General features: G+C 73.9%; 20 protein-coding genes. 13 read left to right on the top strand and 7 right to left on the bottom strand.

The genetic code is table 11. From position 1 onward, the window contains the following. Nucleotides 1–529: 529 nt before the first annotated feature. Together BLT82_RS28040 and BLT82_RS28035 are read right to left on the bottom strand one after the other, a co-directional pair. Nucleotides 530–1,378 (bottom strand): TetR family transcriptional regulator, encoded by an 849-nt coding sequence (locus BLT82_RS28040; RefSeq protein ID WP_244529663.1) that lies wholly within the window; start codon nucleotides 1,376–1,378, stop codon nucleotides 530–532. 292 nt (nucleotides 1,379–1,670) lie between these two features. Continuing rightward, nucleotides 1,671–3,452: a 3-hydroxyacyl-CoA dehydrogenase family protein gene (locus BLT82_RS28035; protein ID WP_093659776.1), complete on the bottom strand. Its 1,782-nt coding sequence runs from the start codon at nucleotides 3,450–3,452 to the stop codon at nucleotides 1,671–1,673. A 494-nt stretch (nucleotides 3,453–3,946) separates the two neighbouring features. Here BLT82_RS28035 and BLT82_RS28030 point away from each other — a divergent pair, with 494 nt between their 5' ends. Beyond that, a complete protein-coding gene (locus BLT82_RS28030; RefSeq protein WP_093659774.1) occupies nucleotides 3,947–4,522 on the top strand; it encodes a HEAT repeat domain-containing protein in 576 nt (191 codons plus the stop codon). Here BLT82_RS28030 and BLT82_RS28025 read toward each other — a convergent pair. From BLT82_RS28025 to BLT82_RS28015, 3 genes are all read right to left on the bottom strand, one after another. Then, nucleotides 4,471–5,085, bottom strand: a complete 615-nt coding sequence (locus tag BLT82_RS28025; RefSeq protein WP_093659772.1) for a GNAT family N-acetyltransferase — start codon at nucleotides 5,083–5,085, stop codon at nucleotides 4,471–4,473. The two genes, BLT82_RS28030 and BLT82_RS28025, sit on opposite strands and share 52 nt — an antisense overlap. Nucleotides 5,086–5,250: 165 nt before the next feature. Continuing rightward, a complete protein-coding gene (locus tag BLT82_RS28020; protein ID WP_093659770.1) occupies nucleotides 5,251–6,840 on the bottom strand; it encodes an alpha/beta hydrolase in 1,590 nt (529 codons plus the stop codon). Nucleotides 6,841–7,007: 167 nt separating this feature from the next. After that, complete coding sequence (locus BLT82_RS28015; protein ID WP_093659768.1) at nucleotides 7,008–8,069, bottom strand: Rv2578c family radical SAM protein; 1,062 nt, start codon at nucleotides 8,067–8,069, stop codon at nucleotides 7,008–7,010. Between the two features lie 135 nt (nucleotides 8,070–8,204). On the opposite strand from BLT82_RS28015, the gene BLT82_RS28010 reads away from it, so the two are divergent. From BLT82_RS28010 to BLT82_RS27980, 7 genes are all read left to right on the top strand, one after another. Beyond that, on the top strand, nucleotides 8,205–8,648 hold the full coding sequence (locus BLT82_RS28010) for an SRPBCC family protein (protein ID WP_093659766.1): 444 nt from the start codon (nucleotides 8,205–8,207) through the stop codon (nucleotides 8,646–8,648). A gap of 445 nt (nucleotides 8,649–9,093) precedes the next feature. After that, the gene (locus BLT82_RS28005) at nucleotides 9,094–11,520 is read left to right on the top strand and encodes an MFS transporter (protein ID WP_093659764.1); all 2,427 of its coding nucleotides are present in this window, start codon (nucleotides 9,094–9,096) and stop codon (nucleotides 11,518–11,520) included. Nucleotides 11,521–11,781: 261 nt separating this feature from the next. Further along, nucleotides 11,782–12,546 (top strand): PAS domain-containing protein, encoded by a 765-nt coding sequence (locus BLT82_RS28000; RefSeq protein WP_093659762.1) that lies wholly within the window; start codon nucleotides 11,782–11,784, stop codon nucleotides 12,544–12,546. Nucleotides 12,547–12,705: 159 nt separating this feature from the next. Further along, a complete protein-coding gene (locus BLT82_RS27995) occupies nucleotides 12,706–13,539 on the top strand; it encodes a M55 family metallopeptidase (protein ID WP_093659760.1) in 834 nt (277 codons plus the stop codon). Between the two features lie 76 nt (nucleotides 13,540–13,615). Further along, nucleotides 13,616–14,947: a M20/M25/M40 family metallo-hydrolase gene (locus BLT82_RS27990; protein ID WP_093659852.1), complete on the top strand. Its 1,332-nt coding sequence runs from the start codon at nucleotides 13,616–13,618 to the stop codon at nucleotides 14,945–14,947. Between the two features lie 11 nt (nucleotides 14,948–14,958). Further along, a complete protein-coding gene (locus tag BLT82_RS27985; RefSeq protein ID WP_093659758.1) occupies nucleotides 14,959–16,959 on the top strand; it encodes a S9 family peptidase in 2,001 nt (666 codons plus the stop codon). A 4-nt stretch (nucleotides 16,960–16,963) separates the two neighbouring features. Next, nucleotides 16,964–17,920, top strand: a complete 957-nt coding sequence (locus BLT82_RS27980) for a S66 peptidase family protein (protein ID WP_093659756.1) — start codon at nucleotides 16,964–16,966, stop codon at nucleotides 17,918–17,920. Nucleotides 17,921–18,033: 113 nt separating this feature from the next. On the opposite strand, the gene BLT82_RS27975 is transcribed toward BLT82_RS27980, so the two are convergent. Both BLT82_RS27975 and BLT82_RS27970 read right to left on the bottom strand, forming a co-directional pair. Further along, on the bottom strand, nucleotides 18,034–19,146 hold the full coding sequence (locus BLT82_RS27975; protein ID WP_093659850.1) for an adenosine deaminase: 1,113 nt from the start codon (nucleotides 19,144–19,146) through the stop codon (nucleotides 18,034–18,036). A gap of 325 nt (nucleotides 19,147–19,471) precedes the next feature. Further along, complete coding sequence (locus BLT82_RS27970; protein ID WP_093659754.1) at nucleotides 19,472–20,224, bottom strand: GntR family transcriptional regulator; 753 nt, start codon at nucleotides 20,222–20,224, stop codon at nucleotides 19,472–19,474. Between the two features lie 280 nt (nucleotides 20,225–20,504). Between BLT82_RS27970 and BLT82_RS27965 the strand changes: the two genes are divergently transcribed. From BLT82_RS27965 to BLT82_RS27945, 5 genes are all read left to right on the top strand, one after another. Next, on the top strand, nucleotides 20,505–20,780 hold the full coding sequence (locus tag BLT82_RS27965; RefSeq protein ID WP_093659752.1) for a hypothetical protein: 276 nt from the start codon (nucleotides 20,505–20,507) through the stop codon (nucleotides 20,778–20,780). Then, nucleotides 20,777–20,971, top strand: coding sequence for a hypothetical protein (locus BLT82_RS27960; RefSeq protein WP_093659750.1), 195 nt, complete (start codon nucleotides 20,777–20,779; stop codon nucleotides 20,969–20,971). Before BLT82_RS27965 ends, BLT82_RS27960 begins: the two co-directional genes overlap by 4 nt. A gap of 82 nt (nucleotides 20,972–21,053) precedes the next feature. Further along, entirely contained in the window at nucleotides 21,054–21,326 is a 273-nt protein-coding gene (locus BLT82_RS27955) for a LapA family protein (RefSeq protein ID WP_093659748.1), read from the top strand. A gap of 184 nt (nucleotides 21,327–21,510) precedes the next feature. Beyond that, nucleotides 21,511–22,176, top strand: coding sequence for a GNAT family N-acetyltransferase (locus BLT82_RS27950; RefSeq protein WP_093659746.1), 666 nt, complete (start codon nucleotides 21,511–21,513; stop codon nucleotides 22,174–22,176). A gap of 280 nt (nucleotides 22,177–22,456) precedes the next feature. Then, on the top strand, nucleotides 22,457–25,843 hold the full coding sequence (locus BLT82_RS27945) for an FtsX-like permease family protein (RefSeq protein WP_093659744.1): 3,387 nt from the start codon (nucleotides 22,457–22,459) through the stop codon (nucleotides 25,841–25,843). Nucleotides 25,844–25,885 lie beyond the last annotated feature (42 nt).

Here is a 25,885-nt window from a genome sequence, read left to right as displayed (position 1 = left end):
AATTACACGCTGACCTGCGAAAACGTCGCACCCTGCCGCGGGTTTCGTCGCTTGGTGTGCGCGATCCCTACCGGTCGGTAATGGCCGTGTGGTCTATGTCATGAACGCGGCCTCCGGCCCTCGGTGTCACGCGGGCCCCTGGCTCCGTGCCGCGCTGAAGGGGCCGGGCCGCGGTTCCGGCGCGGACACCGCGGGGGCGCGCCGGGGGTGCCGGGCAAGGGCCGACCGCGGCACACAAGGGGCGGCGGCGCGGGCGGGCGGAACCCGCGGATGGCACGGGCGGCGCGGGCGGGCGGAACCCGCGGGCGGCGGCGGACCGGGGTGCCGGTCCGCGGAACTCGTGCAGCTCGCCGCCCTGTTGCCGTGGCGCCCGCCTCGGCCGCGCGGCGGACGGTCCAGGCGTTTCGGCGCCGTCAGGGAGTCGTGGGGGTGCCGGGCGGCTCGGCGCCGTCCCCGGGCCGGGGCTCGGACCCGCACCCGGCCGGGAATCCCCCGCCGGGTGCGGTCGGCACCGGCCGGACCTGCCGGGTCAGCGGCGGCGCAGCGCTTCCTCGATGGTGCGCATCACCTCGGGCAGCGGGGCGTCGGTGCGGGCCACCGCGACGAGGACCTCGTCGCCCGTCTGCACCTGCGCGGAGGCCGGAGCGCGTTCCGTCCCGGCTCGTTCCGTCCCGGCGCGCCCCGCGCCGATACCGGAACCGAACGTGTCGCGGACGATGGCGAAGGCGTGGTCGAGCTGGGCCTCCACGTCGCCCTGGCCGCCCGCCCGCAGCCATCGCCTCAGCACATGGTTGTGGGCGGTGACCACGGCGGACGCTGCAACCTCGGCGAGCAGCGGGTCGTCGTTGCCGTCGTGGTGGTCGCGCTCGTCGAAGTGGCCCAGCAGATAGCGGGTGAAGAGCCGCTCGTAGCGGGCCACCGAGGCGATCTCCCGCTCCCGCAGCGTCGGCACCTCGCGGGTCAGGCGGTACCGCTCGACGGACACCGCCGGCGACGCCGCGTACATCTTCATGACTTCCTTGATGCCCCGGCACACGGTGTCGAGCGGGTGCTCGTGCGCCGGAGCGGCGTTCAGCACGGCCTCGGCCCGCACGAGCGTGTCGTCGTGGTCGGGGAAGATCGCCTCTTCCTTGGAACGGAAGTGCCGGAAGAAGGTGCGCCGGGCGACCCCGGCCGCCGCGGCGATCTCGTCGACGGTCGTCGCCTCGTACCCCTTGGTCGCGAACAGCTCCATCGCCGCCGCCGCCAGCTCCCGGCGCATCTTGAGCCGCTGGGCGGCGGCGCGGCTCCCCGCGGCGCTCTCGGGGGCGTCGGACGTGACGGGCGCGGAGGAGGAGGTCCGGGCGGTGCGTCGAGGGGCGTCAGCGGGCTGGGACATGCCCTGAACGTACTGCATCCGCGCAGGGGACTGCGCCTCCAGGGGCGGGCCGCCCGCTCCGTCCAGCAGCCCGCCCCAGGCCCGGTGGCCGACGCCCGGGTCGGCGGCGTCACGGGCCGACGGCTGTCGCCCGGCGGCGCTCTCGTCTCGCGCAGCGCCTCCCCCGTGGCCCTCCGGGCACGGGAGGGGCACCGAGCGTTCTCCTCCGCCGTTCTGCCGGGCCCGGCTCTCGCCCCGCTCCTTGACCCGCGCGCCCCGCCGTCGGCCGCCTGCTCCGTTGGCGCGGCCGGAATCAGCGCCGGGCATATTCGCGGAAGCCGCGGCCCGTCTTGCGGCCGAGGCAGCCCGCGGCCACGAGGTGCTCGAGCAGCGGCGCCGGGGCCAGCCCCGGGTCACGGAACTCCCGGTGCAGCACCTTCTCGATGGCGAGGGAGACGTCGAGACCGACCACGTCGAGCAGTTCGAAGGGACCCATCGGGTATCCGCCGCCGAGCTTCATCGCCGCGTCGATGTCGTCGAGGGTCGCGTAGTGCTCCTGCACCATCTTGATCGCGTTGTTGAGGTACGGGAACAGCAGCGCGTTCACGATGAAGCCTGCGCGGTCGCCGCAGTCGACCGGGTGCTTCCTGATCCTCGCCGTCACCCCGCGGACCGTGGCGTGGACGTCGTCCGAGGTCAGGACCGTGCGCACCACCTCGACCAGCTTCATCGCGGGGGCCGGGTTGAAGAAGTGCATCCCGATGACGTCCTGGGGCCGCGAGGTGGCGCGGGCACAGGCGACGACGGGCAGCGAGGACGTCGTCGTGGCGAGGATCGCGCCCGGCTTGCAGATCTTGTCGAGCGTCGCGAACAGCTGCTGCTTGACCTCCAGGTCCTCCGCGACGGCCTCCAGCGCCAGATCGACCTCGGCGAACGCGTCCAGCGAGCCCGCCGGAGTGATCCGCGCCAGCGTCTCGTCCCGGGCCTCGGCGGTCATCCGGCCCTTGTCGACCGAGCGCGAAAGCGATTTGGCGATACGGGCCTTGGCGGTCTCGGCCTTCTCCTGGCTGCGGGCGGCGAGGACCACGTCGTAGCCGGCCTTCGCGAACACCTCGGCGATACCGCCGGCCATCGTGCCGGAGCCTGCGACGCCGACGGAGCTCACCGGGCGGCCGGCGGCGGACTCGGCGGCCTCCGGCGGCGTCAGTGCGTCACGGACGACCGTGCCGCTGTCCGGGGCCTCGTAGCTGTAGAAGCCGCGGCCCGCCTTGCGGCCGGTCAGCCCCGCCTCGCTGAGCTGCTTCAGGATCGGCGCGGGCGCGTGCAGCCGGTCGTGCGACTCGGCGTACATCGCGTCGAGGACCGTGCGGGCCGTGTCGATGCCGATCAGGTCGAGCAGCGCCAGCGGGCCCATCGGCAGCCCGCAGCCCAGCTTCATCGCGGCGTCGATGTCCTCGCGGGACGCGTACCTCGCCTCGTACATGGCCGCGGCCTGGTTGAGGTAGCCGAAGAGCAGCCCGTCCGCGACGAAGCCGGGCCGGTCGCCGACGGCGACGGGCTCCTTGCCGAGGTCGCGGGCGAGTGCGGTGACGGCCTCCACCGCCTGCGGGGCGGTCAGCACCGAGGAGACCACCTCGACCAGCTTCATCGCGGGGGCCGGGTTGAAGAAGTGCATGCCGAGGACCCGCTCCGGGCGCGCCGAGTCGGCGGCGAGCCGGGTCACGGACAGCGCGTTGGTGCCGGTGGCCAGGATCGCGCCGGGGCGGACGATGGCGTCGAGCTCCCGGAAGACCTGCTGCTTCTGCTCGTACGACTCGGGCACGACCTCGATCACGAGGTCGGCCTCGGCGGCCGCCTGGAGGTCGGAGAAGGTACGGAAGCGGGCGAGCACGTTCCGCCGCTCCTCCTCGGTCAGTCGCTCACGCTGCACGGCGCGTGCGGTGGACGCTTCGAGGGCGGTGACGGCGTGGCGTGCGGCGGTCTCGCTGACGTCGATGCCGATGACCTCACGCCCGGCCCGGGCGAGCACTTCGGCGATACCGGTGCCCATGGTGCCGAGACCGACGACGGCGATGGTGGAGAGAGGGGTGTCCATCACGGGACTCCAGGAGTGAGTGACGACTGAGGGAGGGCGTACGTGCCGCAGGGCGCCGATGGCGGTCCGCGTCGCGGACCGGAGGGGCGCACGGCACGCGCAGAGTGCGTGTCGCGATGAAGATGGCGACGGACCCTGTCCCGGAGTCACGCCGTACTGAACTGCCGAACCGACCGGCTCTCCCGGGCCGTACGGCCTGGGAGTCACCCCCGGGCGGCTGCGTCACCAGGCCGCCGAGAGCAGAGCGGGTGTTGCCCGCTCACTTGAGATTAACTGGCGGGTAACGAGCGCGCCAGCCCTGCGCGGATGTGATCTGTGCCGCGACCGGACGAATCGCGCATGTCGGAACGCCGGGCCGCCGCTCGCGACCCGGGCCGCGGCTTCCGGGGCGCCCACGGGGCGGGCCGGAACCGGCCGGCGCCGCGCCGACCCCCACGGGTGGCGATCCGCGAAGAGCCCCACCGGGGAGCGCGGGACAGCCCTAGGCTGCTCGCATGGACGCGGACCTCGAGGATCTGGCACGCCGCACGCGCCGCGAGCTGAGCGGGCCGGCGGACGAGGAACTGCACCGGCGGCTGACCGCCATCGCGGATCCCGACGCACTGGCGACCGTACTCACCCAGACCCAACTGCCCCTGTGGGCACGGGAGATAGCGGCCTTCCGGCTCGGCTGCGCCGGCGACCGCCGCTCTTTCGAGCCTCTCGTGCTGCTGCTCAACCACCGCGACCCGGAGCGCTGCCTGTCGGCCTCGTACGCCCTGGGCAGGCTCGGTGATCCCCGCACCGCGGCGGCCGCCGCCGCCCTCGCCACCAACGAACTGCGCGTCGCCTACGCGCTCACCCCCGTGCGGCTCCTCACGACCCTGCGCGCACCCGAGTCCGCGCCCGCGCTCATCACCGCCCTCGGCCGGAGACTCGTCCCCGGCGACCCGCACTGGCGCGTCGCCCTCGCCTGTGTGGAGGGGCTCGGCGCACTCGCCGACGAGCGCGCCCGTCCGGTGCTGGAGTCGGCCCTGGCTCATCCCCGCCTGTCCGCCGCCGCCTCCGCGGCACTCAGCCGCCTGCCGTAGCGGACCTCCGGACCCGCCACACCGTCCACCTCGAACGGCTCCTCCGCTCCGTCCGGCAGGAATCCGGCCTTCTCGTAGAAGCGGCGCGCCCGCGCGTTCTCCTCGAGCACCCACAGCAGCAGCGCGGGCCGGCCGTCCGACTCGGCGCGCGCCAGCAGCGCGTCCATCAGCGCCCGCCCGAGGCCCGTGCCGATCCGCTCCGGCCGTACGTACAGCGCGTACACCTCGCCGTCGGCCGTCGTCGTGCCCTCCTCGCGGTACGGCCCGTAGCAACCCCAGCCGGCCACCTCGCCGGCGTGTTCCGCGACCAGATGCACCACGCCGGCGGCCCCGGCGGCGGCCAGGTGGGCCCTGCGCCGCTCGGCGTCCTCCGACACGTCCATGGCGTCGAGGTACGACTGCGGCATCAGCCCGGCGTAGGCGTGCCGCCAGCCGCCGACCCGAACGGCGGCGACCGCCTCGCAGTCGGCGTCCGCCATCTCCCGGACGAGGATCCGCGCAGGACCCGCCGGGGCCGGTCGATGCCCGCCGGGGCCGCGTGGTGGTGTCCCGTGCGTGCTCATGGGCTCATCCTCGCGCACGACACCGGCAGCGCACCGCCCGGTCCTCCCAGCGGCGGCGCCGGACCCGACGGCCCTGGGCAACGCCCCGCGAGGACCGGGCGGCGTCGCGTCACATCGGCGAGGACGACCGGCAGGTTGCCGCGACCCGCCGGTGACGCCGACCGGTCAGTTGCGGTGACCGAGGATCCGGTGCAGCGCGGCACCGGCCCTGTCCGCGTCCGGCACACCCGTGCGCACCCCGGGCTTCAGCGGCTCCGGCTCCTTGCCCGTCGCGCAGTACGCGTCCGCCTCGCCCGTGAGCGCGGCCGGAGGGAGCTTCCCGGTGGCCAGATAGTCCGTCACATGGCGGTCCATGCAGGCGTTCCCGCTCAGCGAGGTGGCGTGGTTGCCGCCGCCCTGCTCGACGACGAGACGGGAGCCCCGCAGCTTGCGGTGGACGGTGACGGCTCCTTCGTAGGGGGTCGCCGCGTCGTCCGTGGCCTGGAGGATCAGCACCGGCGGCACCTTGTCGTTGGCGACGTCGGTCCGCCCGAGAGGCGCGAGGGGCCAGAACAGGCAGGGAGCGTTGTACCAGGCGTTGTTCCAGGTGGAGAACGGGGCCTTGGCGTGGGCCGCCCCGTTGTCCAGGCGCCAGGTCCCCCAGTTCCGCGGCCAGGCGGCGTCCCTGCACTGCACCGCCGCGTAGACGGAGTAGGCGTTCTCGCCCTCCTTGTCGACCGCGGCGAAGGTCCGGTACACCTCCACCAGCGGCCTGGTGTCCCGGCCGCGGGCGAACGCCGCGAACGCGTCGGCGAGGTAGGGCCAGAAGCCGTTGTAGTAGCCGCCCGGCAGGAAGGTGTCCTCGAGTTCGGACGGGCCGATCTCGCCTCCCACGGGCGCTTTGGCGAGCGCCGAGCGCATCGAGTACCACGCGGCCTCCACCTGGGCCGGGTCGCTGCCCAGCCGGTACGTCGCGTGGTGCTTCGCCACCCAGGCCGTGAACGCCTTGTGGCGCGCGTCGAATCCCAGATTCTGGGCCAGGTTCGCGCGGTACCAGACCTTGTCCGGGTCGACCACCGAGTCGAGCACCGCGCGCCGCACCCGCTGGGGGAAGTATTTCGCGTACACGGCGCCGAGGTAGGTGCCGTAGGAGTACCCCAGGTAGCTGATCCTGGCGGCGCCCAGGGCCTGCCGGACGAGGTCGAGGTCCTTCGCCATGCTGACCGTGTTCATGTGGGGCAGCAGCTCGGTGTGCCGGGTCGCGCAGCCCAGCGCGAAGGAACGGGCCCTGGAGAGGTTGGCCAGTTCGGTCTTCCGGTCGAGCGGCAGCGAGTCGGGGCGTACGGGGGCGAAGTGCCCGGGGCGGCAGTCGAGTGCCGGCCGTGACCGGCCCACACCACGCGGGTCGAAGCCGATCACGTCGTACTGCGCCGCCAGTCCGGCGGGCAGCGAAGCGGCCACGAACCCGGCGGTCTTCAGCCCGGACGCCCCCGGACCGCCCGGGTTGACCAGCAGGGGGCCCTGGAAGGTCTTCGACGTGTGCCGGATCCGCGAGAGCGCGAGCGTGATCTTCGTGCCCTGCGGGTCGCCGTGGTCCAGCGGTACCTGGAGCGAGGCGCATTCGAGCCTCGGGTGCTCCTCGGTCGCGCAGCCGGTCCACTTCAGCGCGGCCGCGCGCGGGGCCACGGGGCCCGCGGTCGCGGCGGACGGCGCACCGGTCACCAGTCCGGCCACCGTCGCCCCCATGGCGACCAGCACTCCTGCCCGTCTGTTCACATGTCCTCCCGGGATGGCGGGGCGCGCCCGGGCGGCAGAGCCCCGGGGCAGAGTTCCCCGATATCACCTGGTACGGACATGTTTCTTGAGGAAACGACCCGTTTGGTGAGGGTCCGTTCGGCTCCGGCGGCGCGACGGGCGCGTGCTGCGGAATCCCCGAACGGCGCTCAGAGCAGGGTGAGCTGGGTGGCCTCCGGCTCGGCGAGGAAAGGCTCGGCAGGTGCCGGAACGCGCCTCGGGGCGCCCCGCCGTGCCGGTCCGATGCCGAATTCCGCGGCCAGTTCGTGCACATGGCGGGTGATGCGCCGCTGGTACCACTTGGGGGCGTAGGCGCCCTCCGCATAGAGCCGCTCGTACCGCCGCACCAGATGCGGACGCTCCCGTGCCAGCCACGCCATGAACCACTCGCGCGCCCCCGGCCGCAGATGCAGCACGAGTGGCGTCACGGACGTCGCCCCGGCCGAGGCGATCGCCCGCACGGTCGCGCGCAGCTGGTCCGGGTGGTCGCTCAGGAAGGGGATGACCGGCGCCATCAGGACCGCGCAGCCGATGCCGTGGTCCGCGAGCGTGCGGACCACGTCGAGGCGCCGCTCCGGGGCCGGCGTGCCCGGCTCGACGGACCGCCACAACTCGCCGTCCGTGAAGCCGACCGACACGGAGATGCCGACCTCGGTCACGTCCGCGGCCTGCCGCAGCAGGTCGAGGTCGCGCAGGATCAGCGTGCCCTTGGTGAGGATCGAGAACGGGTTGGCGTGGTCGCGCAGCGCGCCGATGATGCCGGGCATCAGCCGGTAGCGCCCCTCCGCGCGCTGGTAGCAGTCGACGTTGGTGCCCATGGCGACGTGCGCGCCCTGCCAGCGCCGGGAGCCCAGCTGCCGGCGCAGCAGCTCGGGGGCGTTGACCTTGACGATGATCTGGCTGTCGAATCCGTGCCCGGTGTCGAGGTCCAGATAGCTGTGCGTCTTGCGGGCGAAGCAGTACACGCAGGCATGGGTGCAGCCGCGGTAGGGGTTCACCGTCCACTCGAACGGCATGCGCGAGGCCCCGGGCACCCGGTTCAGGATCGAGCGGGCCCGCACCTCGTGGAAGGTCATCCCCCGGAACTCCGGTGTGTCGAAGGTCCGTGTGGTCACGGCGTCCGTACCGAAGAGCGCGGCGTCCCCGGGCAGGGCCGCGCCGTCGGGGTCCGTGGCGTTCCTGCTGTTCTCGGCGAGATTGTCCCAGCGCATGGGCGCCTCCTCGGTAGCACTGACCACAGAATAGAACACCTGTTCCCTTGATCGCCGCAACCCCGATTTTGGGCGGCCGCCGCGGAGGTGATTGGCTTGGCCGGACCGCAGGAACCGAGTGCTGAAGGAGAAGCGATGGCGCAGGTCGAGGCCACGACGGAGCGGATCGTCGCGGGGGGCGCGGAGGCCGTGTTCGACGCGCTGGCCGACTACAAGGACACCCGCGCGAAGCTCCTGCCCGGGCACTTCAGCGAGTACCAGGTGCGCGAGGGCGGCGACGGCGAGGGCACCCTCGTCCACTGGAAGCTCCAGGCCACCAGCAAGCGCATCCGCGACTGCCTCCTCGAGGTGACCGAGCCGACCGACGGTCAGCTCGTCGAGAAGGACCGCAACTCCTCGATGGTCACCACCTGGACCGTGACGCCCGCGGGTGAGGGCCGCTCCCGGGTCGTGGTCACCAGCGTCTGGAACGGCGCCGGCGGCATCGGCGGATTCTTCGAGCGCACCTTCGCCCCCAAGGGCCTCGCCCGGATCTACGACGAGGTGCTCGCGAATCTCGCCGCCGAAGTGGAGAAGTGAGTTCCCGGAGCACCGCTCGGAGCGAGCGCCGATTCCCTCGGATGCCGGGCCCCCTGGCGTGGCCCGTCGGGTACCGAACCCCTCGGGCGCCGCCCGTTCGAACACCGGTGTCTTCGGTGCCGGTCCGCTCGAACGGCCGCCCCGTCCACGGGCGATGTGGTCCCGCAAGGCCCCGGCACCCCAAGCGGCTTCGCTCTGACCGGAGGTGAACTCCCTTCTTCCGGAGCCTCGCACGGGTCACCGGATCGAGTGGTTTTCCTCGTGGGCCCGCGGGGTCCCCGGCGTACTCGGGAGACAGGAAAGCGCCTGATGGGCGACTGTTGTGCGCCCCCGGACCCCATCCGCCCCATCCGCGCCCCCTCCTCGCGGCAAGCGGCCCGCTTGATCCCTCTTGGCGTGTAATGCGAAGAATGGCGCGGCGCAACCGCGACGAGGGGAGCAGTACGTGGGCGGGATCACTCTGGTGAAGGACGGGCGGACCGCCGGGACGGCCGGTCCGCCCGCACCCCCCGTGTCCCCCGCCCCCGGAGCCGGCGACACGGCCGCGCTCAGCCCCCGGCGGGTCCGTCTCGTGTTCTTCGGTCTGATGCTCGCGCTGCTGCTCGCCGCCCTGGAGCAGATGATCGTCGCCACCGCCCTGCCGAAGATCGTGGGTGAACTCCAGGGCCTGGACCGGATGTCCTGGGCGATCACCGCCTACCTGCTCACCGCCACCATCGGGCTGCCGGTCTACGGGAAGCTCGGTGACCTCTACGGCCGCAAGGGCGTCTTCCAGTTCGCCATCGTCGTGTTCGTCATCGGTTCGGCCCTCGCGGGCTGGTCCCGCACGATGGACGAACTCATCGCCTTCCGTGCCGTCCAGGGAATCGGTGCCGGCGGGCTGATGATCGGCGTCCAGGCGATCATCGCCGACATCGTCCCGGCCAGGGAACGCGGCCGCTTCATGGGCCTCATCGGCGCCGCCTTCGGGCTCGCCTCGGTCGCCGGCCCGCTCCTCGGCGGCTTCTTCACCGATCACGTGTCCTGGCGCTGGTGCTTCTACTTCAACGTTCCGTTCGGCCTCGTCACACTCGCCGTCGTGGCCGTCGTGCTGAAGCTCCCGAAGCCGCCCGCGAGAGCCCGCTTCGACGTCCTCGGCGCCCTGCTCCTGGCGGCCGCGTCCACCTGCCTGGTTCTGCTGACCAGCTGGGGCGGCACCGAGTACGCATGGGACTCGCGCGTCATCCTCGCCCTCGCCGCGGGCGCCGCCGGAACGACCCTGCTGTTCCTGGTCGTGGAGCACTATGCGCCCGAACCGGTCATCCCCCTGCGGCTGTTCCGCGACTCGGTCTTCAACGTGACCGGTCTCGTCGGGGCGGTGGTGGGCGTCGCCCTCTTCGGCGCGGCCAGCTACCTGCCCACGTTCCTGCAGATGGTCGACGGTGCCAGCGCCACCGAGTCCGGGCTGCTGATGCTCCCCATGATGGGCGGCATCGTCGTCGCGTCGATCGTCTCCGGGCACCTCATCAGCCGCACCGGCCGGTACAGGATCCATCCGGTGGCCGGCACCGCCCTCTCGGCCGTCGGCATGTGGCTGCTGTCGGGTCTGGAGACCGACACCTCCCGGCTCACCTACTCGGTCTGGCAGGCGGTCCTCGGCATCGGCGTGGGCATGGTACTGCCGGTGCTGATCCTGGCGGTGCAGAACTCCGTACCGCCGGCCGACCTCGGCACCGCCACCAGCGCCAACAACTACTTCCGCCAGATCGGCGGCAGCGTCGGCGCGGCCGTCTTCGGCACCCTCTTCGCCGACCGGCTCACCGACGCCCTGGCCGACCGCATCCCCGCGACCCCCGAGGGCATGCCCGAGGCCGAGGCCATCACCCCGCAGCTCGTGCACGCGATGCCGCCCGCCCTGCGCGACGGCTACATCCAGGCGTACGCCGACGCGATGCCGCGGATCTTCCTCTACCTCGTGCCGGTGCTCGTCCTCGGCCTGATCCTCGCCTTCTTCCTCAAGGAGAAACCGCTGGTGACCCACAACGCCCCCACGGCCGCCGAGCCCACGTCCGTACCCCATGCGCGAACGGCGCCCGTCGCCCCCGCCCCGGCGCCGGCCCCCAGCGCGGGAGTGCCCGTCTGCGGCACGGTCCAGCACCACGACGGCAGCACGGTGCCCCGCGCCGCGCTCACCCTCATCGACATCCGCGGACAGCAGATCGGACGCGGGGCGAGCGGCGAGGACGGGCGGTACGCCCTCAGCGTCCCCGGCTCCGGCTCGTACGTCCTCATCGCCGCGGCCGGCGGCCACCAGCCGCAGGCCGTGTCCGTCACCGTCGGCGAACGGCCGGTCGACCTGGACGTCGTCCTCGGCGGCGCCGGCCGGCTCGCCGGCAACGTGGTCACCGCCGACGGCAGCCCCGTGCGCGACGCCGCGGTGACGCTGACCGACGTGCGCGGCGAGGTCGTCGCGTCCACCCGCAGCGGCCGTGAGGGCGGCTACGTGATCGGCGAACTGGTGGCGGGGGAGTACACCCTCGCGGCGAGCGCACCGGCGTTCCGTCCCGCCGCGCTGCCCGTCAGCGTGCAGGCGTCCCGGGAGACCCGCCAGGACATCGAGCTCGCCGGCGGCGCGGTCCTGCGCGGGACGGTGCGCGCGGGCGGCGGGCGGCCCGTCGAGGACGCGCGGGTGACCCTGCTCGACGCCGCCGGGAACGTCGTCGACACCCTCACCACGGGCCCCGAGGGGACCTTCCGCTTCGTCGATCTGTCGTCCGGCGAGTACACGGTCATCGCGGCGGGCTATCCGCCCGTGGCGACGGTGCTGCAGGTCGCGGCCGGGGGACGCACGGAGCGTGAACTCCAGCTGGGGCACGAGGACCGCTACTCCTGACCGGCGGCCGGCGGGTGCGCCTGACCGGGCCGGCGTCGCCCGCCGTGCCCTGACCGCCGTGTCGTGACCGGCCGGTGCCGGGGCCGGTGCGGATGGCGGGGGAGGGCCCGGCAGGGCGGACCGCAGGTGCGGAGTTCATCGTTCCGCTTCGCGCCGCGGCGGCACCCGGCCGATTCGCGCGATGACCGGCGAGCCGTGCTCGCGGGGGCCTACTGTTGAGTCACTTGCCACGGATCCCGCGCCGGAAGGAGCCTGTCAGCCATGGACGGTGGCGTTCCGCCGGCCCCGCGGCGGCGGTCGGCGGCGGTCGGCCCGGCGGGCCTCGCCGTGGTCCTCGCCGACGGTGACGGCTTCGTGTCGCACTGGTCGGCAGGCGCGCGTGCGCTGTTCGGCCACGACGAGGACGTGGCCGTCGGTCAGTCCGCCATGGAACTGCTGCCCGTGGCCGGCGCTCTGACGTCCGACGCCCCGCCCGGCTCGGACTCCTCGCCCGCCCTGCCTCCCCCGGCATCCTCGCCCGCCTCACCCTTCTCGGAGTTCCCGGCGCGGGGGCGTGGCGCGCCCGGCGCCGCAGCGGACCCCTGTGCCGAGCCCGCTGTCTTCTATCCGGCGGCGGGGCGCGCCCGGCTCGGCGTGGGCGGAGGGCGGCCGCGCGACGAGCGGGTCGACGTCCTGTGGTGGGCGTATCCGCTCACGGGACCCGGGCCGGAGCGGCTGCTCGTCCTGGCGGCCGACGCGGAACGGTTCGCTTCCGGCGGCGCGCCCGGCGCGGGCGCCGGTGACGGCGAGGTGCGCATCGCGCCCGGGTTCGCCCTGCACACCGAGTTGCCCGACTCCGGCGAACTCGTCCGGCGGCTCGCCGGGATACTGCCCGGCATGGGGGTCCGGGACCCCGGCGGGATCGTGGACCAGGTACGGCAACTGGGCTGTCCCGTCGTCGAGTTCAGACGCCACGAGCGGGTGGGCTCGACACCCGACCGGGGCGTGCCGCGGTGCCGGTCCTTCGTCCCCGGCGGTGCCGGGTGAGCGCACCGGGGAAACGGCTCGGCGAGACTGTCCCGAGCCGACCGCGCTGACGGCGAAGCGGCTGGTGGGAGGCCGGAACGAGTGATGTCACCGGTCTGAACCACCGGGAGTTATCCACAGGGCTGGTCGGCGCGGCGGACGGCGCGTACGGTTCCTGGCATGAAGATCCTGATCAGCGCCGACATGGAAGGCGCCACCGGTGTCACGTGGCCGGCCGATGTGCTGCCCGGCACGCCCCAGTGGGAGCGCTGCCGGTCCCTCTTCACCTCGGACGTGAACGCGGCGGTGCTCGGGTTCTTCGACGGCGGTGCCGATGAGGTGCTCATCAACGAAGCGCACTGGAGCATGCGCAATCTTCTGCTGGAGCGCCTGGACGAGCGTGCCGAAATGCTGACAGGGCGGCACAAATCGCTGTCCATGGTGGAGGGCGTGCAGCACGGGGACGTGGACGGCATCGCCTTTGTCGGCTACCACACGGGAGCCGGTGCCGAGGGCGTGCTCGCCCACACCTATCTGGCGAACTCGATCACCGGCGTCTGGCTGAACGGCACCCGGGCGAGCGAGGGCCTGCTCAACGCGCACGTGGTCGCCGAGTACGGAGTCCCGGTGATCCTCGTCACCGGCGACGACCTGGCCTGCGAGGACGCCCTGGGATACGCACCGGAGGCCCGCAAGGTCGCGGTCAAGGACCATGTCTCGCGGTACGCGGCGGTCTGCCGCACACCCACGCGCACGGCCGCCGACATCCGCGCCGCCGCCAAGGAGGCCACGGCCCTCGCCGTCCGCCACGAGCCGGTCCGGGGCGGCCCGTTCACCGTGGAGCTGGAGTTCGACGCGGAGCACCTCGCCGCGGCCGCCACCGTCGTGCCGGGCACCGCCCGCAGCGGCGAGCGCCGCACCGTCTACACCAGCGAGACCATGTATGAGGCCATTCGCACGTTCAAGGCCGTCACGACGATCGTCTCCGCCGCGGTGGAGGAGCAGTATGGCTGACGTGACCCGCCGTCCCACCAAGACCGCCACGCCCACCGCACCATCCGACATCCCGCACATGGACAGGTCCCACGACATGACAACGGCCGCACCCGTCGACGACACCGCCCTCGACGAGGTGGTGACCTTCACATCCGAGCTCATCCGCATCGACACCACCAACCGCGGCGGCGGCGACTGCCGTGAGCGCCCCGCCGCCGAGTACGTGGCGGAACGGCTCGCCGCAGCCGGCCTCGAGCCCGTCATGCTGGAGCGCACACCGGGCCGTACGAACGTGGTCGCCAGGATCGAGGGCACCGATCCCTCAGCCGACGCCCTCCTCGTCCACGGCCACCTCGACGTGGTCCCGGCCGAGCCCGCCGACTGGACCGTCCACCCGTTCTCCGGCGAGGTCCGCGACGGCGTCGTCTGGGGGCGCGGCGCGGTCGACATGAAGAACATGGACGCGATGATCCTTTCGGTCGTCCGGGCCTGGCACCGCACGGGAGTCCGGCCCCGCCGGGACATCGTCATCGCCTACACGGCCGACGAGGAGGCGAGCGCGGCGGACGGCGCGGGCTTCCTCGCCGAACGGCACCCCGGGCTCTTCGAGGGCTGCACCGAGGGCATCAGCGAATCCGGGGCCTTCACCTTCCACGCCGGCCCCGGCATGGCGCTGTACCCGGTCGGCGCCGGTGAGCGCGGTACCGCCTGGCTGAAGCTCACCGCCCACGGCAGAGCGGGCCACGGCTCCAAGGTCAACCGATCCAACGCCGTCACGAGGCTTGCCGCGGCGATCAGCAGGATCGGTGAGTACGAGTGGCCGGTCCGGCTCACCCCGACGGTGCGCGCAGCCCTGTCGGAGCTCGCGGCCCTGCAGGGCATCCACGCCGACCTCGACGCACCGGACTTCGACGTCGACGCGCTGATGACCAAGCTCGGCCGCGCCGCCGCGCTGGTCGAACCGGTCGTGCGCAACAGCAGCAACCCGACGATGCTGGACGCCGGCTACAAGGTCAACGTGATCCCCGGCCACGCCGGCGCCTTCGTCGACGGGCGGATGGTGCCCGGCGGCGAGGACGAGTTCCGCGAGACCCTCGACCGGCTGACCGGACCCGACGTCGACTGGGAGTTCCACCACCGGGAGGTCGCCCTGCAGGCGCCCGTCGACTCCCCGACCTTCGCCAAGCTGCGTGCGGCGATCGAGCGCTTCGACCCCGAGGGGCACGTCGTCCCGTACTGCATGTCCGGCGGCACCGACGCCAAGCAGTTCTCGCGCCTCGGCATCACCGGGTACGGCTTCTCACCGCTGAAGCTGCCCGAGGGCTTCGACTACGCGGCGATGTTCCACGGCGTCGACGAACGCGTCCCCGTCGAAGCCCTGCACTTCGGCGTCCGCGTCCTCGACCACTACCTGAAGTCCGCATAGGGGGAGTTGGCATGGTACCCACCGGGGCCTACGGCACCTGGCCGTCGCCGATCGACGCCGCGCTCGCGGCCTCGCACGACGGCCGTCCCGAATTCGCCGGCGTCGTCGGGGACGAGGTGTGGTGGACCGCGCCGCGCCCCACCGAGGGCGGGCGCAGAGCGCTGGTGCGGCGGAGAGCGGACGGCTCCGAGGAGTCCGTCCTGCCCGCCCCGTGGAACGTGCGCAGCCGCGTCATCGAGTACGGCGGCCGGCCGTGGGCCGCCGCCGCCCGCCCCGACGGCGGTCCGCTCGTGGTCTTCGTCCACCACCCCGACCAGCGCCTGTACGTCTTCGAGCCGGACGGCGGCGACGCGCCGCGGCCGCTCACCCCGCTGTCCGCGGTCGGCGGCGGACTGCGCTGGGTCGACCCGGTGATGCTGCTCGACCGCGGCGAGGTCTGGTGCGTCCTGGAGGAGTTCACCGGCGATGCTCCGACCGATGTGCGCCGCGTCGTCGCCGCCGTGCCGCTGGACGGTTCCGCGGCCGAGGACCGCGCCGCCGTCCGGGAACTGAGCGACGACCGGCACCGGTTCGTGACCGGCCCCCGGCTCTCGCCCGACGGGCGCCGGGCCGCCTGGATCGCCTGGGACCACCCGCGCATGCCGTGGGACGGCACGGAGGTCATGGTCGGCGAGGTCTCCGGCACGGGACCCTTCACCTCGGTGCGCTCCGTCGCCGGCGGCCCCGAGGAATCGGTCGCCCAGGTCGACTGGGCCCCGGACGGCTCCCTCCTCCTGGTGTCCGACCCCGGCAACTGGTGGGAGTTGCGCCGCGTCCGGCCGGACGCCCTCGACAGCGACGAGCCGACCGCGACCGGACTGTGCGAGGGGCGGAACGAGGAGTTCGGCGGCCCGCTGTGGAAGATCGGCCTGCAGTGGTTCCAGCCGCTCGACAGCGGACTGATCGCGGTGGTTCACGGCAAGGGCGCCACGGCCCTCGGGATACTCGACCCGGAGACGGGCGAACTGGTCGACGCGGCGGGCCCCTGGACGGAGTGGGCCCCGACCCTCGCGGCGCACGGCACCAGGGTCGTCGGCGTCGCGGCCAGCCCCCGCACGGGCTACGAGGTCGTGGAACTCGACACCTGCACCGGCCGGACCAGCGTCATCGGTGCGGCACACGTCGACGCCGTGGACCCCGCGTACTATCCCGAGCCCCAGATCCGCACCTTCACCGGGCCCGACAACCGGGAGATCCACGCCCACATCTACCCGCCCCACAACCCGGACCGGATCGCCCCCGACGACGAGCTTCCGCCGTTCGTGGTCTGGGCGCACGGCGGACCGACCGGCCACGCCCCACTCGTCCTCGACCTGGAGATCGCCTACTTCACCTCGCGCGGCATCGGCGTCGCCGAGGTCAACTACGGCGGGTCCACCGGCTACGGGCGTGAGTACCGCAACCGGCTGCGCGAGCAGTGGGGCGTCGTCGACGTCGAGGACTGCGCGGCGGTCGCCGAGGCCCTCGCCTCGGAGGGCACCGCAGACCCGGACCGGCTCGCCGTCCGCGGCGGCAGCGCCGGAGGCTGGACCACCGCGGCATCGCTCACCGGCACGGACGTGTACGCCTGCGGCACGATCATCTACCCCATCCTGGACCTGATGGGCTGGGCCACCGACGAGACCCACGACTTCGAGTCCCAGTACCTGGAGTCGCTGATCGGCCCGCTCGCCGAGGTGCCCGGCCGCTACCGGGAGCGGTCGCCGATCGAGCACGTCGACCGGATCTCCGTTCCCTTCCTGCTGCTCCAGGGACTGGACGACCCGATCTGCCCGCCGGTGCAGAGCGAGCGTTTCCTCGCCCAGATGGCGGGGCGCGGCATACCGCACGCGTACATCGCCTTCGAAGGGGAGAGCCATGGCTTCCGCCGTGCCGACACCATGATCCGCGCTCTGGAGGCCGAACTCTCGCTGTACGCCCAGACCTTCGGCATCAGGCGCACCGACGTCCCCCAGCTCGAACTGAAGAAGTGAACCCATGCACCAGCACTCCGGCGCGGCGGCCCTGACCGCCCTGACGCGCCCCCCGCGCCTCACCCCGGGCTCAAGGGTCGCCGTCGTCGCGACGAGCGGTCCCGTCCCGGCCGACACCCTGGAAACGGGCCTGGACGTTCTGCGCGGCTGGGACCTGGACCCGGTCGTCATGCCCCATGTGCTCGACGAGCACCCGGCCTTCGGCCACCTCGCGGGCCGGGACGAGGACCGCGCCCGGGACCTGGAACAGGCGTGGTGCGATCCGGCCGTGGCCGCCGTGATCTGCGCCCGCGGCGGCTACGGCGCACAGCGCATGGTGGACCTCGTCGACTGGGCCGCGATACGCGCGGCGGGGCCGAAGGTCTTCGTCGGCTACAGCGACGTGACCGCGCTCCACGAGGCCTTCGCCGTCCGGACCGGGCTGTCCACCCTGCACGGCCCCATGCCGGCCACGGCCGCGTTCCTCAAGGACACCGCCACCCAGGACTCCCTGCGGGCCACGCTGTTCGAGCCCGAGTCGGTGATGACCCTCGGCCCGGGCACGGCCGGCGGCGCGCTCGTCCCGGGGCGTGCGAGCGGCATCACCCTCGGCGGCTGCGTCAGCCTGCTCGCTGCCGACCTCGGCACGCCGCACGCACGGCCCTCGGCACGCGGCGGTCTGCTGCTGATCGAGGACGTGGGGGAGGAGGCGTACCGCCTGGACCGGATCCTCACCCAGCTGCTGCGCTCCGGCTGGCTGGACGGCGTGGCGGGTGTCGCCCTCGGCTCCTGGGAGGACTGCGGACCCTACGAGGGGGTCCGGGCACTGCTCCTCGACCGGCTGGCCGGACTCGGCGTACCGGTCGTCGAGGAGCTGGGCTTCGGGCACGGTCCCGGCAACCTCACCATGCCCCTCGGGCTGCCGGCGGTGCTGGACGCCGACGCGGGGACGCTGACTCTGGAGGTCCCGGCGCTGAGCTGACGCCAGACGGCGCCGGACGCCGGGAGTGCGGCCGGTCCGGTGCCTGCGCGGCCCCCCCCGTGACGGTCGCGCAGACACCTGCCGGGCCGTGGCGCGCCGACGGCGCGCCACGGTCAGCCGAGGGCCGCGTATCCGGGCCGGACCACCTCGTCGATGATGCGGCGGCGCTCCGGAAGCGGCAGGAACGCGGATTCGACGGCCGCGACCGTGAACCGCTCGAAGACCTCGGGCCCGTAGCCGAAGGCATCGGCCATGTGCTGGAACTCGCGGCTCATCGTGGTGCCGGAGACCAGGCGGTTGTCGGTGTTGAGTGTCACCCGGAAGCCCAGGCGGCGCAGCAGGTCGATCGGGTGCGTCGTGTAGTCCTTCGCCGCGCCGGTCTGCAGGTTGGAGGTCGGGCAGACCTCCAGTGCGATTCCGTTGTCGCGGACATAGGCGGCGAGATGGCCGAGCGTCGCCGTGCCGTCGTCGTGGACCTGGATGTCGTCGGTGATCCGCACACCGTGGCCGATGCGCTCGGCGCCGCAGACCTGGACCGCCTCGTGGATCGACTCCGCTCCGACGGCCTCGCCGGCGTGGATGGTGAAGTGGCAGTTGTGCCGCTTCAGGTGCTGGAACGCGGGCAGGTGGTCGGCCGGAGGGTTGCCGATCTCACCGCCGGCTATGTCGAAGCCGGCGACGCCGCGGTCCCGGTGCGCGACCGTCAGCTCGGCTATCTCCAGCGAGCGCCGCGTGTGCCGCATGCCGGTGAGCAGGGCCCGTACCGTGATCCGGCCCCCCGCCCGCCGCTCGCCCTCGCGGAGGCCCTCGTTCACGGCGTCCACGACCTCGTCGAGGCTCAGCCCCCGCTCCTGGTGCTGCTCGGGTGCGTAGCGCACCTCGGCGTACACGACGCCGTCCGCCGCCAGGTCCTCGGCGCACTCGGCCGCGACCCGGAAGAGGGCGTCGCGGGTCTGCATCACCGCGCAGGTGTGGGCGAAGGTCTCCAGATAGCGCTCCAGCGACCCCGAGTCCGCGGCGTCACGGAACCAGACGGCGAGCGCGGCGGGTTCCTCGGTGGGCAGATCGCCGTAGCCGCACTCCCGGGCCAGCTCGATGATCGTGGCGGGGCGCAGACCGCCGTCCAGATGGTCGTGCAGAACGGCCTTCGGCGCGCGGCGGATCCATTCGGCGACGGGACCGGGGGCGGCGGCCGACTCTGCGGTGGAGTTGTCAGACAAGTGCATGCAGCGGGAGTGTACGCCACGCCGGAACCGGCTGCGGCCGCGGTCCGCCGCGCTGCCCGAGTGGGTGGGGGCGATCCGCCCGGCCGGGCTCCCGCCGCGGCCCGAGTGGTGGGCGCCCTCCCGGTCGGCTGTGCCGCCCCCGGTCCGGGGGGCGCCCCGCGGTCCGGCAGTCCCGTCGCGCGCCCGGGTGCCCACCCGGCCGGACGGCAGCCGCCCGCAGCCCGGTCGTCCGTGCCCGTCCCCGCGCGGCGGGCCGCGCCGCAGCCTCGTCCTCCGTGCAGGCGGCGCGCGGCGGACGACCGCGACCGGGCCCGGGGGAGGGGCGTCAGGCCGACTGGAGGACGGGCAGCGCCGGGGCGCCCGTCGGGAGCATGTGCTTGGCGGCCAGGATCGGGACGTCGGCCGACCGTACGACTTGGGTGACGAGTACGGCAGGGGTGTCGGCGGGGCGGTTGAGCTGGGCTCCGCGACGCCGGCCGAGCAGCGTCGCCGTGATGCCCGAGTGCGCGGTCAGCGGCACACCCCGGGAGGCCCCGGTCAGCACCGCCAGCATCGACGTCCCGGCGTCGTCGCCCGCCTGGCCCAGGGCCTGTGCGAATGCCGGATGCGCCCGTTCCAGGACGTCGTCGGCGGCCGCCCACTCCTGGCTGAGCGCGGCCGCGGTGCCCTCGCCCGACAGCAGCGACTCCCAGAAGCGCAGCTCGGCCCGGGCGGGGGCGAGCAGGTGCTGGGTGGTGAAGTCGGTCGGTTCCTCGACCGTCCGCAGCAGCGCCCGTACCCGCAGGGGCGAGGTACCCGCCGAGAGCTGTTCCTCGAGCGGCAGTACGTGCTCGAAGCCCCGGCGCGGCGGGCGGTCGTTGACGGTTCTGCCGACCCCGCGCCGCACCGTCAGCAGCCCGTCCTCCTGCAGGAGCAGCAGGGCCTCGCGGAGGGCGGGCCGGCTGACGCCGAGTTCGGCCGCCAGCCTCGGCTCGGACGGCAGCGTGCAGCCCGGCGGATAGGTGCCGTCGTGGATGGCGTCCGCGATCCGCTCGTACAGGACGACGACCGGCCTTCGCTGCTGTCCGCTGACTGCCACGACCCCTCCTCGGCGCACTTGTCAGGCTGCGTCCCGGATGCTCGTCCCGAGACGGCACGGGGTGACGTCGGCGCGGGCAGTGCGTGCCCCCGGGCCGGCCCGTGCTTCGCCAGGTGCGCCACGGCTGTCGCACACCTCGCATCCTGCCGCCCACCGTAATTCACAGCGAGAGGGCCTTGACGTTCTACGCACGTAGATTCCAGTCCGTTCGACGGCGCTTGTCTGACAAGCGCTGATCGCCGTCACGGGTCTGCTCGGCGTTCGCCGCTGCGTCCCCGACGTGCCGCCGGCGACCACCGGCGTCCGCTTCGACTCCCGCGGCATCGCCGCCCTCTCCCTCGGTCTCACCGGCGTGCTCGTAGGCCTCGCCCAGGGGAGCGCCTGGGGCTGGACCTCCCCGCTCACCCTCGGCTTCCTGCTCGGTGGCGTCGCCTCCCTGGTCTCCTTCGTCGTCTCGCAGAAGTCCGCCACCGACCCGGTGATCGACCTCGAACTCCTGGCCTCCCGCCGCGCCTGGCCGCTGCTGATCACCACGATCTGCACGCCTCCGCCGTGATCACCGCGGGGAGCGACGCGAACGGGGTCACGGAGGCGGGCTACCGCAACGCGATGTCCGTCGCGCTCGCCCTGCTCGCCGTCGGAGTGGTCACATCGCTGCTGATCCGGCGCCCCGGGCCCGCGACGGCGGTGGGGGAGCCGGGCGAGGAATCCGAGGAGCAGCCCCGTCCGGTCCTCAGCCACCACTGAAGGACGCCGGGACGCCGTGCGCGTCACCCGTACGGTCCGCTCCGCACCGCCCGTGGGACCGGGATACGTCCATCCTGGTCCCATGAGCCGCAAGGACACATCGACCGGGGCCAAGGCCCGCAGGGGAAGCGGCGCGCACGGCGGTGAGGGTTTCCGCGGCAGGCTCACCCCGGGCCGGATCGCCGCCCTCGTCGTCGCGGTCCTCACTCTGGTCTTCATCTTCGAGAACACCAAGGAAGTGGAGATCAGGCTGCTGATCCCCGAGGTCACGATCCCCCTGTACCTCGCCCTGCTGGGCACGTGGGTCGTCGGCGGTCTCTGCGGTGCCTACCTCTTCCACCGCCGCCGCCGGTGACCCGGGGCTAAGGGCTGCCCCGCAGTCCCCAGCGGGCGCGCGAAGACAGCCACGGCACCTCGCTGCGTAGTCGGATCGCCCGAATGCGCCCGGTATGAAGGCGACCCTCCGCCTTGCGGTGCACCGCATCCGACGCCGCGAGCTGATCCACCGGTGATTGCGGGACAGCCCGTAGCCTTGCGCCATGGCCGCAGCACCCGACCCCCCTCCGGACCCGCGCGACGCCACCGCCGACCACGCCTCCGGCTCCGAGGCCGCCTCGGGCCCCCGGGCCGACGTCGGCGCCGCCGTCGCGGTGGGCCGGAGGACCTTCATACGCCACTACCGCCTCGACGACGCTGCGGAGTACACGGCGCTCGCCCGTGAGAGCACCCGGCTGCACCGGCCCTGGCTCTTCCCGCCCCGGACCCAGGCCGACTACGTCGCCTACGCCCGCAGGCTGCTCGAGGACCCGTCCAGGACCGGCTACCTCGTCTGCGACCGTGCGGACGGCCGGATCGCCGGGTTCATCAACATCAACAACATCGTCGAGGGCGCCTTTCTCAGCGGAGCACTCGGATACGGGGCGTTCGCCCACGCCGCGGGCCGGGGACTGATGACGGAGGGCCTCGGACTCGTCGTACGGCACGCCTTCGGGCCGCTCGGACTGCACCGGCTCGAAGTCAACATCCAGCCCCGCAACCAGTCCTCCATCGCCCTCGTGCGGCGGCTGGGCTTCCGGCTGGAGGGCTTCTCCCCGGACTTCCTGTTCATCGACGGCGCCTGGCGCGACCACGAGCGCTGGGCCATCACCGCGGAGATGGAACTCCGCGCACCGCGGCCGGCTCCCGGCGCCGGGGACGCGAACTGACCGCCGGAAGCCGAACGACGCACCGTCCCGCCGGCCACCGTCCCCGCCTGCGCGGTGAACGCACCGCCGGTCCCGCCCCGGCCCGCGCGATGACCTGACGGTCGGAGCCCGTCCCCGACCCGCCCCGCCCGGACGCGGATTCCGGTGCGCCCGCACCGGAATCCGGTCACGATCTCGTCAAGTCCCGTGTGAGAGCGTTCTCCTCGCCCCCGGCCGTCTGCAAGCATCCCGTTTCGAAAGGGCTTTCGGGGGACGTACACCGTGTGTGCAAGGGGGACCGGTGGCGGGGTTCGTGCTTCTGCGTGCGCGCGGTCACCGGCTGCTGCTCGCTGCCGCACTGCTCGCCATCGTGCTGACCACCGCCGTGCTGACGACCCTCGCGGCCTTCGCGGGATCGGCCGGCGACGCCGGGCTCCGGCACGCGCTGCGGACCAGGGACGCGGCCGACGCCGCGTTGTTCATCACCTCGGACGACCCGGGCACGGACCGAGAGGCGGAGACGGCCGCCGCGCTCCGCGCGGCGCGCAGGACGTTCGACGGACTCCCCGTCACCCTCCGCCAGTTCGACCGCTCGGGCCCGTACGGGCTGCCGCGCGACCTGCAGGAGCCGGCCGCCCGCGCGGGCGAGCCGGATCTGGCGGAGTTCGGCGTCGCCGACCGTTCCCGGGTCCGGCTGACGGCGGGAGCGTGGCCCGCCGCTGCTGCGGACGGGGCGACCGAGGTCGCGGTGCCCGAAGCGGCGGCCAAGCGGCTGCGGCTTGCGCCGGGACCGCGGGTGATCACCCTCGCCGACCGGCTCGGCGGCCCGTCCGCGCGCATCCGGGTCACGGCGGTGTACCGCCCCGCCGACGCGGCCGACCCCTACTGGCGGCTGGACGAGCTGCGCGGACGGGGCGTGCACAAGGACGCGTTCACCACCTACGGACCGCTGCTCGCCGATCCCGCCGCCCTCGGTGCGGGCGGCGGGATCACCCAGCGCACCCGGTCCTGGCTGGCCACCGCAGACTTCGGGGCACTGCAGGCGGACGACGTCGAGACCCTGCGCACCGCGGCGAAGGCAGCCCAGGAGCACCTCACCGCTCAGGAGGCGCTCGCCCACGGGGCCACGGCCCGCACCTCCCTGCCCGGTGTGCTCGACCGGCTCGAACGGGCGCTGCTGGTGTCCCGCGCGACGCTGCTGATCGTCGCCGCCCAGCTGGTTCTGCTCGCCGCGTACGCGCTGCTGCTCGTCGCCCGGCAGCTCGGCGCCGAACGTGTGGCGGAGACGCAGGTGCTGATGGCCCGCGGCGCGTCACGGCGCCGGATGGGCGCACTCGCCGCCGTGGAGGCGCTGCTGCTCGCGCTGCCCGCCGCCGTGGCAGCCCCGCTGCTCGCCGGGCCGCTCGCCGGGCTGCTCGCCGGGCAGGGCCTGCCGGGCAGGCTCGGGCTGCGGATCGAGACCGTTCCGGCCCCGGCGCTGTGGGCGGTCGCCGCGACCGTCGCGGCAGGGTGCGCGGTGGCCGTGGCCGCCCCGGCGATCACCGCGTCCGGGGCAGCCGGCGGCCGGGCCCGCGCGCTGCCCGGCCCGCTGCGGGCCGGCGCCGACATCGGCCTCCTCGTCGTCGCCGCGGTGGCGTACTGGCAGCTGTACCGGCGCACTTCGGGCGCGGGCGCCCTCAGCGGCGACAACGAGGGCACGCTCGGCGTCGACCCGCTGCTCGTCGTGGCGCCGGCGCTGGCCCTGCTCGCGGGCACCGTGCTCACCCTGCGGCTGCTGCCGCCCGCCGCGCGCCTCGCCGAGCGGCGCGCGGCGCGCGGCCGGGGGCTGACCGCCTCGCTCGCGGGCTGGCAGCTGAGCCGCCGGCCGATGCGCGGTGCCGGCCCGGTGCTGCTGCTCGTGCTGGCCGTCGCGACGGGCATGCTGGCGATCGGGCAGGGCGCTTCGTGGGACCGCTCGCAGGACGACCAGGCGGACTTCCGGGCAGGCGCACCGGTGCGCGTACTCGGCTCCACCGTCCCGCAGTTCGGCCAGGGCGGCGCGTACGACGGCACGCCCGGGCTGAAGACCGCCGTACCGGCGGCGCGCAGCACCCTCGGGCTCTCGGCCGGGCGCCAGGCCACCGTCCTCGCCCTCGACACGGGACTCGCGGGCGACGGCCTGCGGCTGCGGGACGACTTGGCGGACCCGACACTCGTCGGACGTCTCACCGCGGACCGGCCGGCGGCCGGCGGCGCGGGGCGGGCGTCCGCCGCGCGGACCGGGGTGGTCCTGCCCGCCGGCACGGAACGGCTGCTCCTCGACGTCACGCTCCGCGCGGCCGACGACGGCCCGTACGCCCAGTCCGGCTCGGCTCTCACCGTGACCGTCGAGGACCGGTACGGGGTGCCCTACCGGCTGCAGGCCGACACGCTGCGGTCCGACGGACGGCCGCGGCGCACCACCGTCGACTTCGCAGCCGCCGCCGGTGCCCCGACGGGCCGTCCGGCCGGGCCCCTGGTGCTGACGGCCGTCGAGTTCGACGAGACGGGCCATCCCGACCGGATCGCGCCCAAGCGGTTCACCATCGGCGGGCTGCACGCCGTCGGAGCGGACGGCACCGTCCGTCCGGTCGCAGTGCCCGAGGGCCTCGGCTGGAAGGCCACGGCGACGCTGACGAGCGGGCAGCCGATCGGCAACAAGGCGGCGCCCGCGATCACTTCCGTCCGCTCGTCGACCTTGGCACCTCTCGATCTCGCCTACCACAGCGGCACGTCGGTCCCCTCCTTCGCATGGGGGGACGAGCGCACGGTGACGGTCCGTTCGGCGGTCGGCCGGACCGCTCCGCCGATGCCTCTCGCGCTGGCGACCGACCGGTTCCTCGAGGCCGGCGGCGCCGAGGCCGGCGACGTGATCGAGGTCCCCATGCCCGGCGGGGCCATCAGGGTCCGGATCGCCGGCGTGCTGCGGGGCATGCCCACGACCGGGCCCGGCGCGGATCCGGTCGGTGCCGCAGCCGGAACCGCGTCCGCCGGCTCCGCAGCGGCCGGCTCGTCCGCCACCCCGGCCGACGGCGGCGCGCTGCTGCTCGACCTGCGGGCCGTCAATCGCGTGCTCGCCACCCGCCCCGGAGCCTCGCTGCCGCCCACCGAGTGGTGGATGTTCCCCGAACCCGGCCGGGCGGGCCAGGTCGCCGCGGCGCTCCGGGACCGGGCGGAGAGCGACCCCGGCCAGGTACGGGTGCGCGACGAGATCGCCCGTGACCTCCACGACGACCCGCTGGGTGCGGGCTCCCGCTCGGCGCTGCTGGCCGCGGCGTTCGCGGCCTCCGCGCTGGCCGCCGTCGGCTTCGCGGTGAGCACCGCGGGCACGGTCCGCGAGCGCGCGCGGGAGTTCGCCGTGCTGCGGGCGCTCGGCGCCCCGCGCCGGATGCTCGCCCGGCTGCTCGCGGTCGAACAGGCCCTGCTCATCGGGCTGGCCCTGGCGGTCGGCCTTGCCATCGGCACAGCGCTGACCCGTGCGGTCGTCCCCCTGGTCGTGCTCACCGGGCAGGCCACCCGGCCGGTGCCGGGCGTCCTCGTGGAACTGCCCGCCGGGTGGGCGGCCCTGCTCCTCGCAGGCGTCGCCGCCGCACCCGTGCTGATCGTGGCGGTGCTGGCGCTGCGCCGCGGGGAGTCCCCGACGCCGCTGCGCGGAGGGGACGGCGAGTGAGGTGAAGCAGACCTCGGGAAGCGGCGCCGACGGCCGGCCGGG

The sequence above is a fragment of the Streptomyces wuyuanensis genome (assembly GCF_900103455.1).
GTDB classification, from domain to species: domain Bacteria; phylum Actinomycetota; class Actinomycetes; order Streptomycetales; family Streptomycetaceae; genus Streptomyces; species Streptomyces wuyuanensis.
The sequence above is the reverse complement of the archived record's forward strand: the minus strand, read 5'-3'. Positions and strand labels throughout refer to the sequence as shown.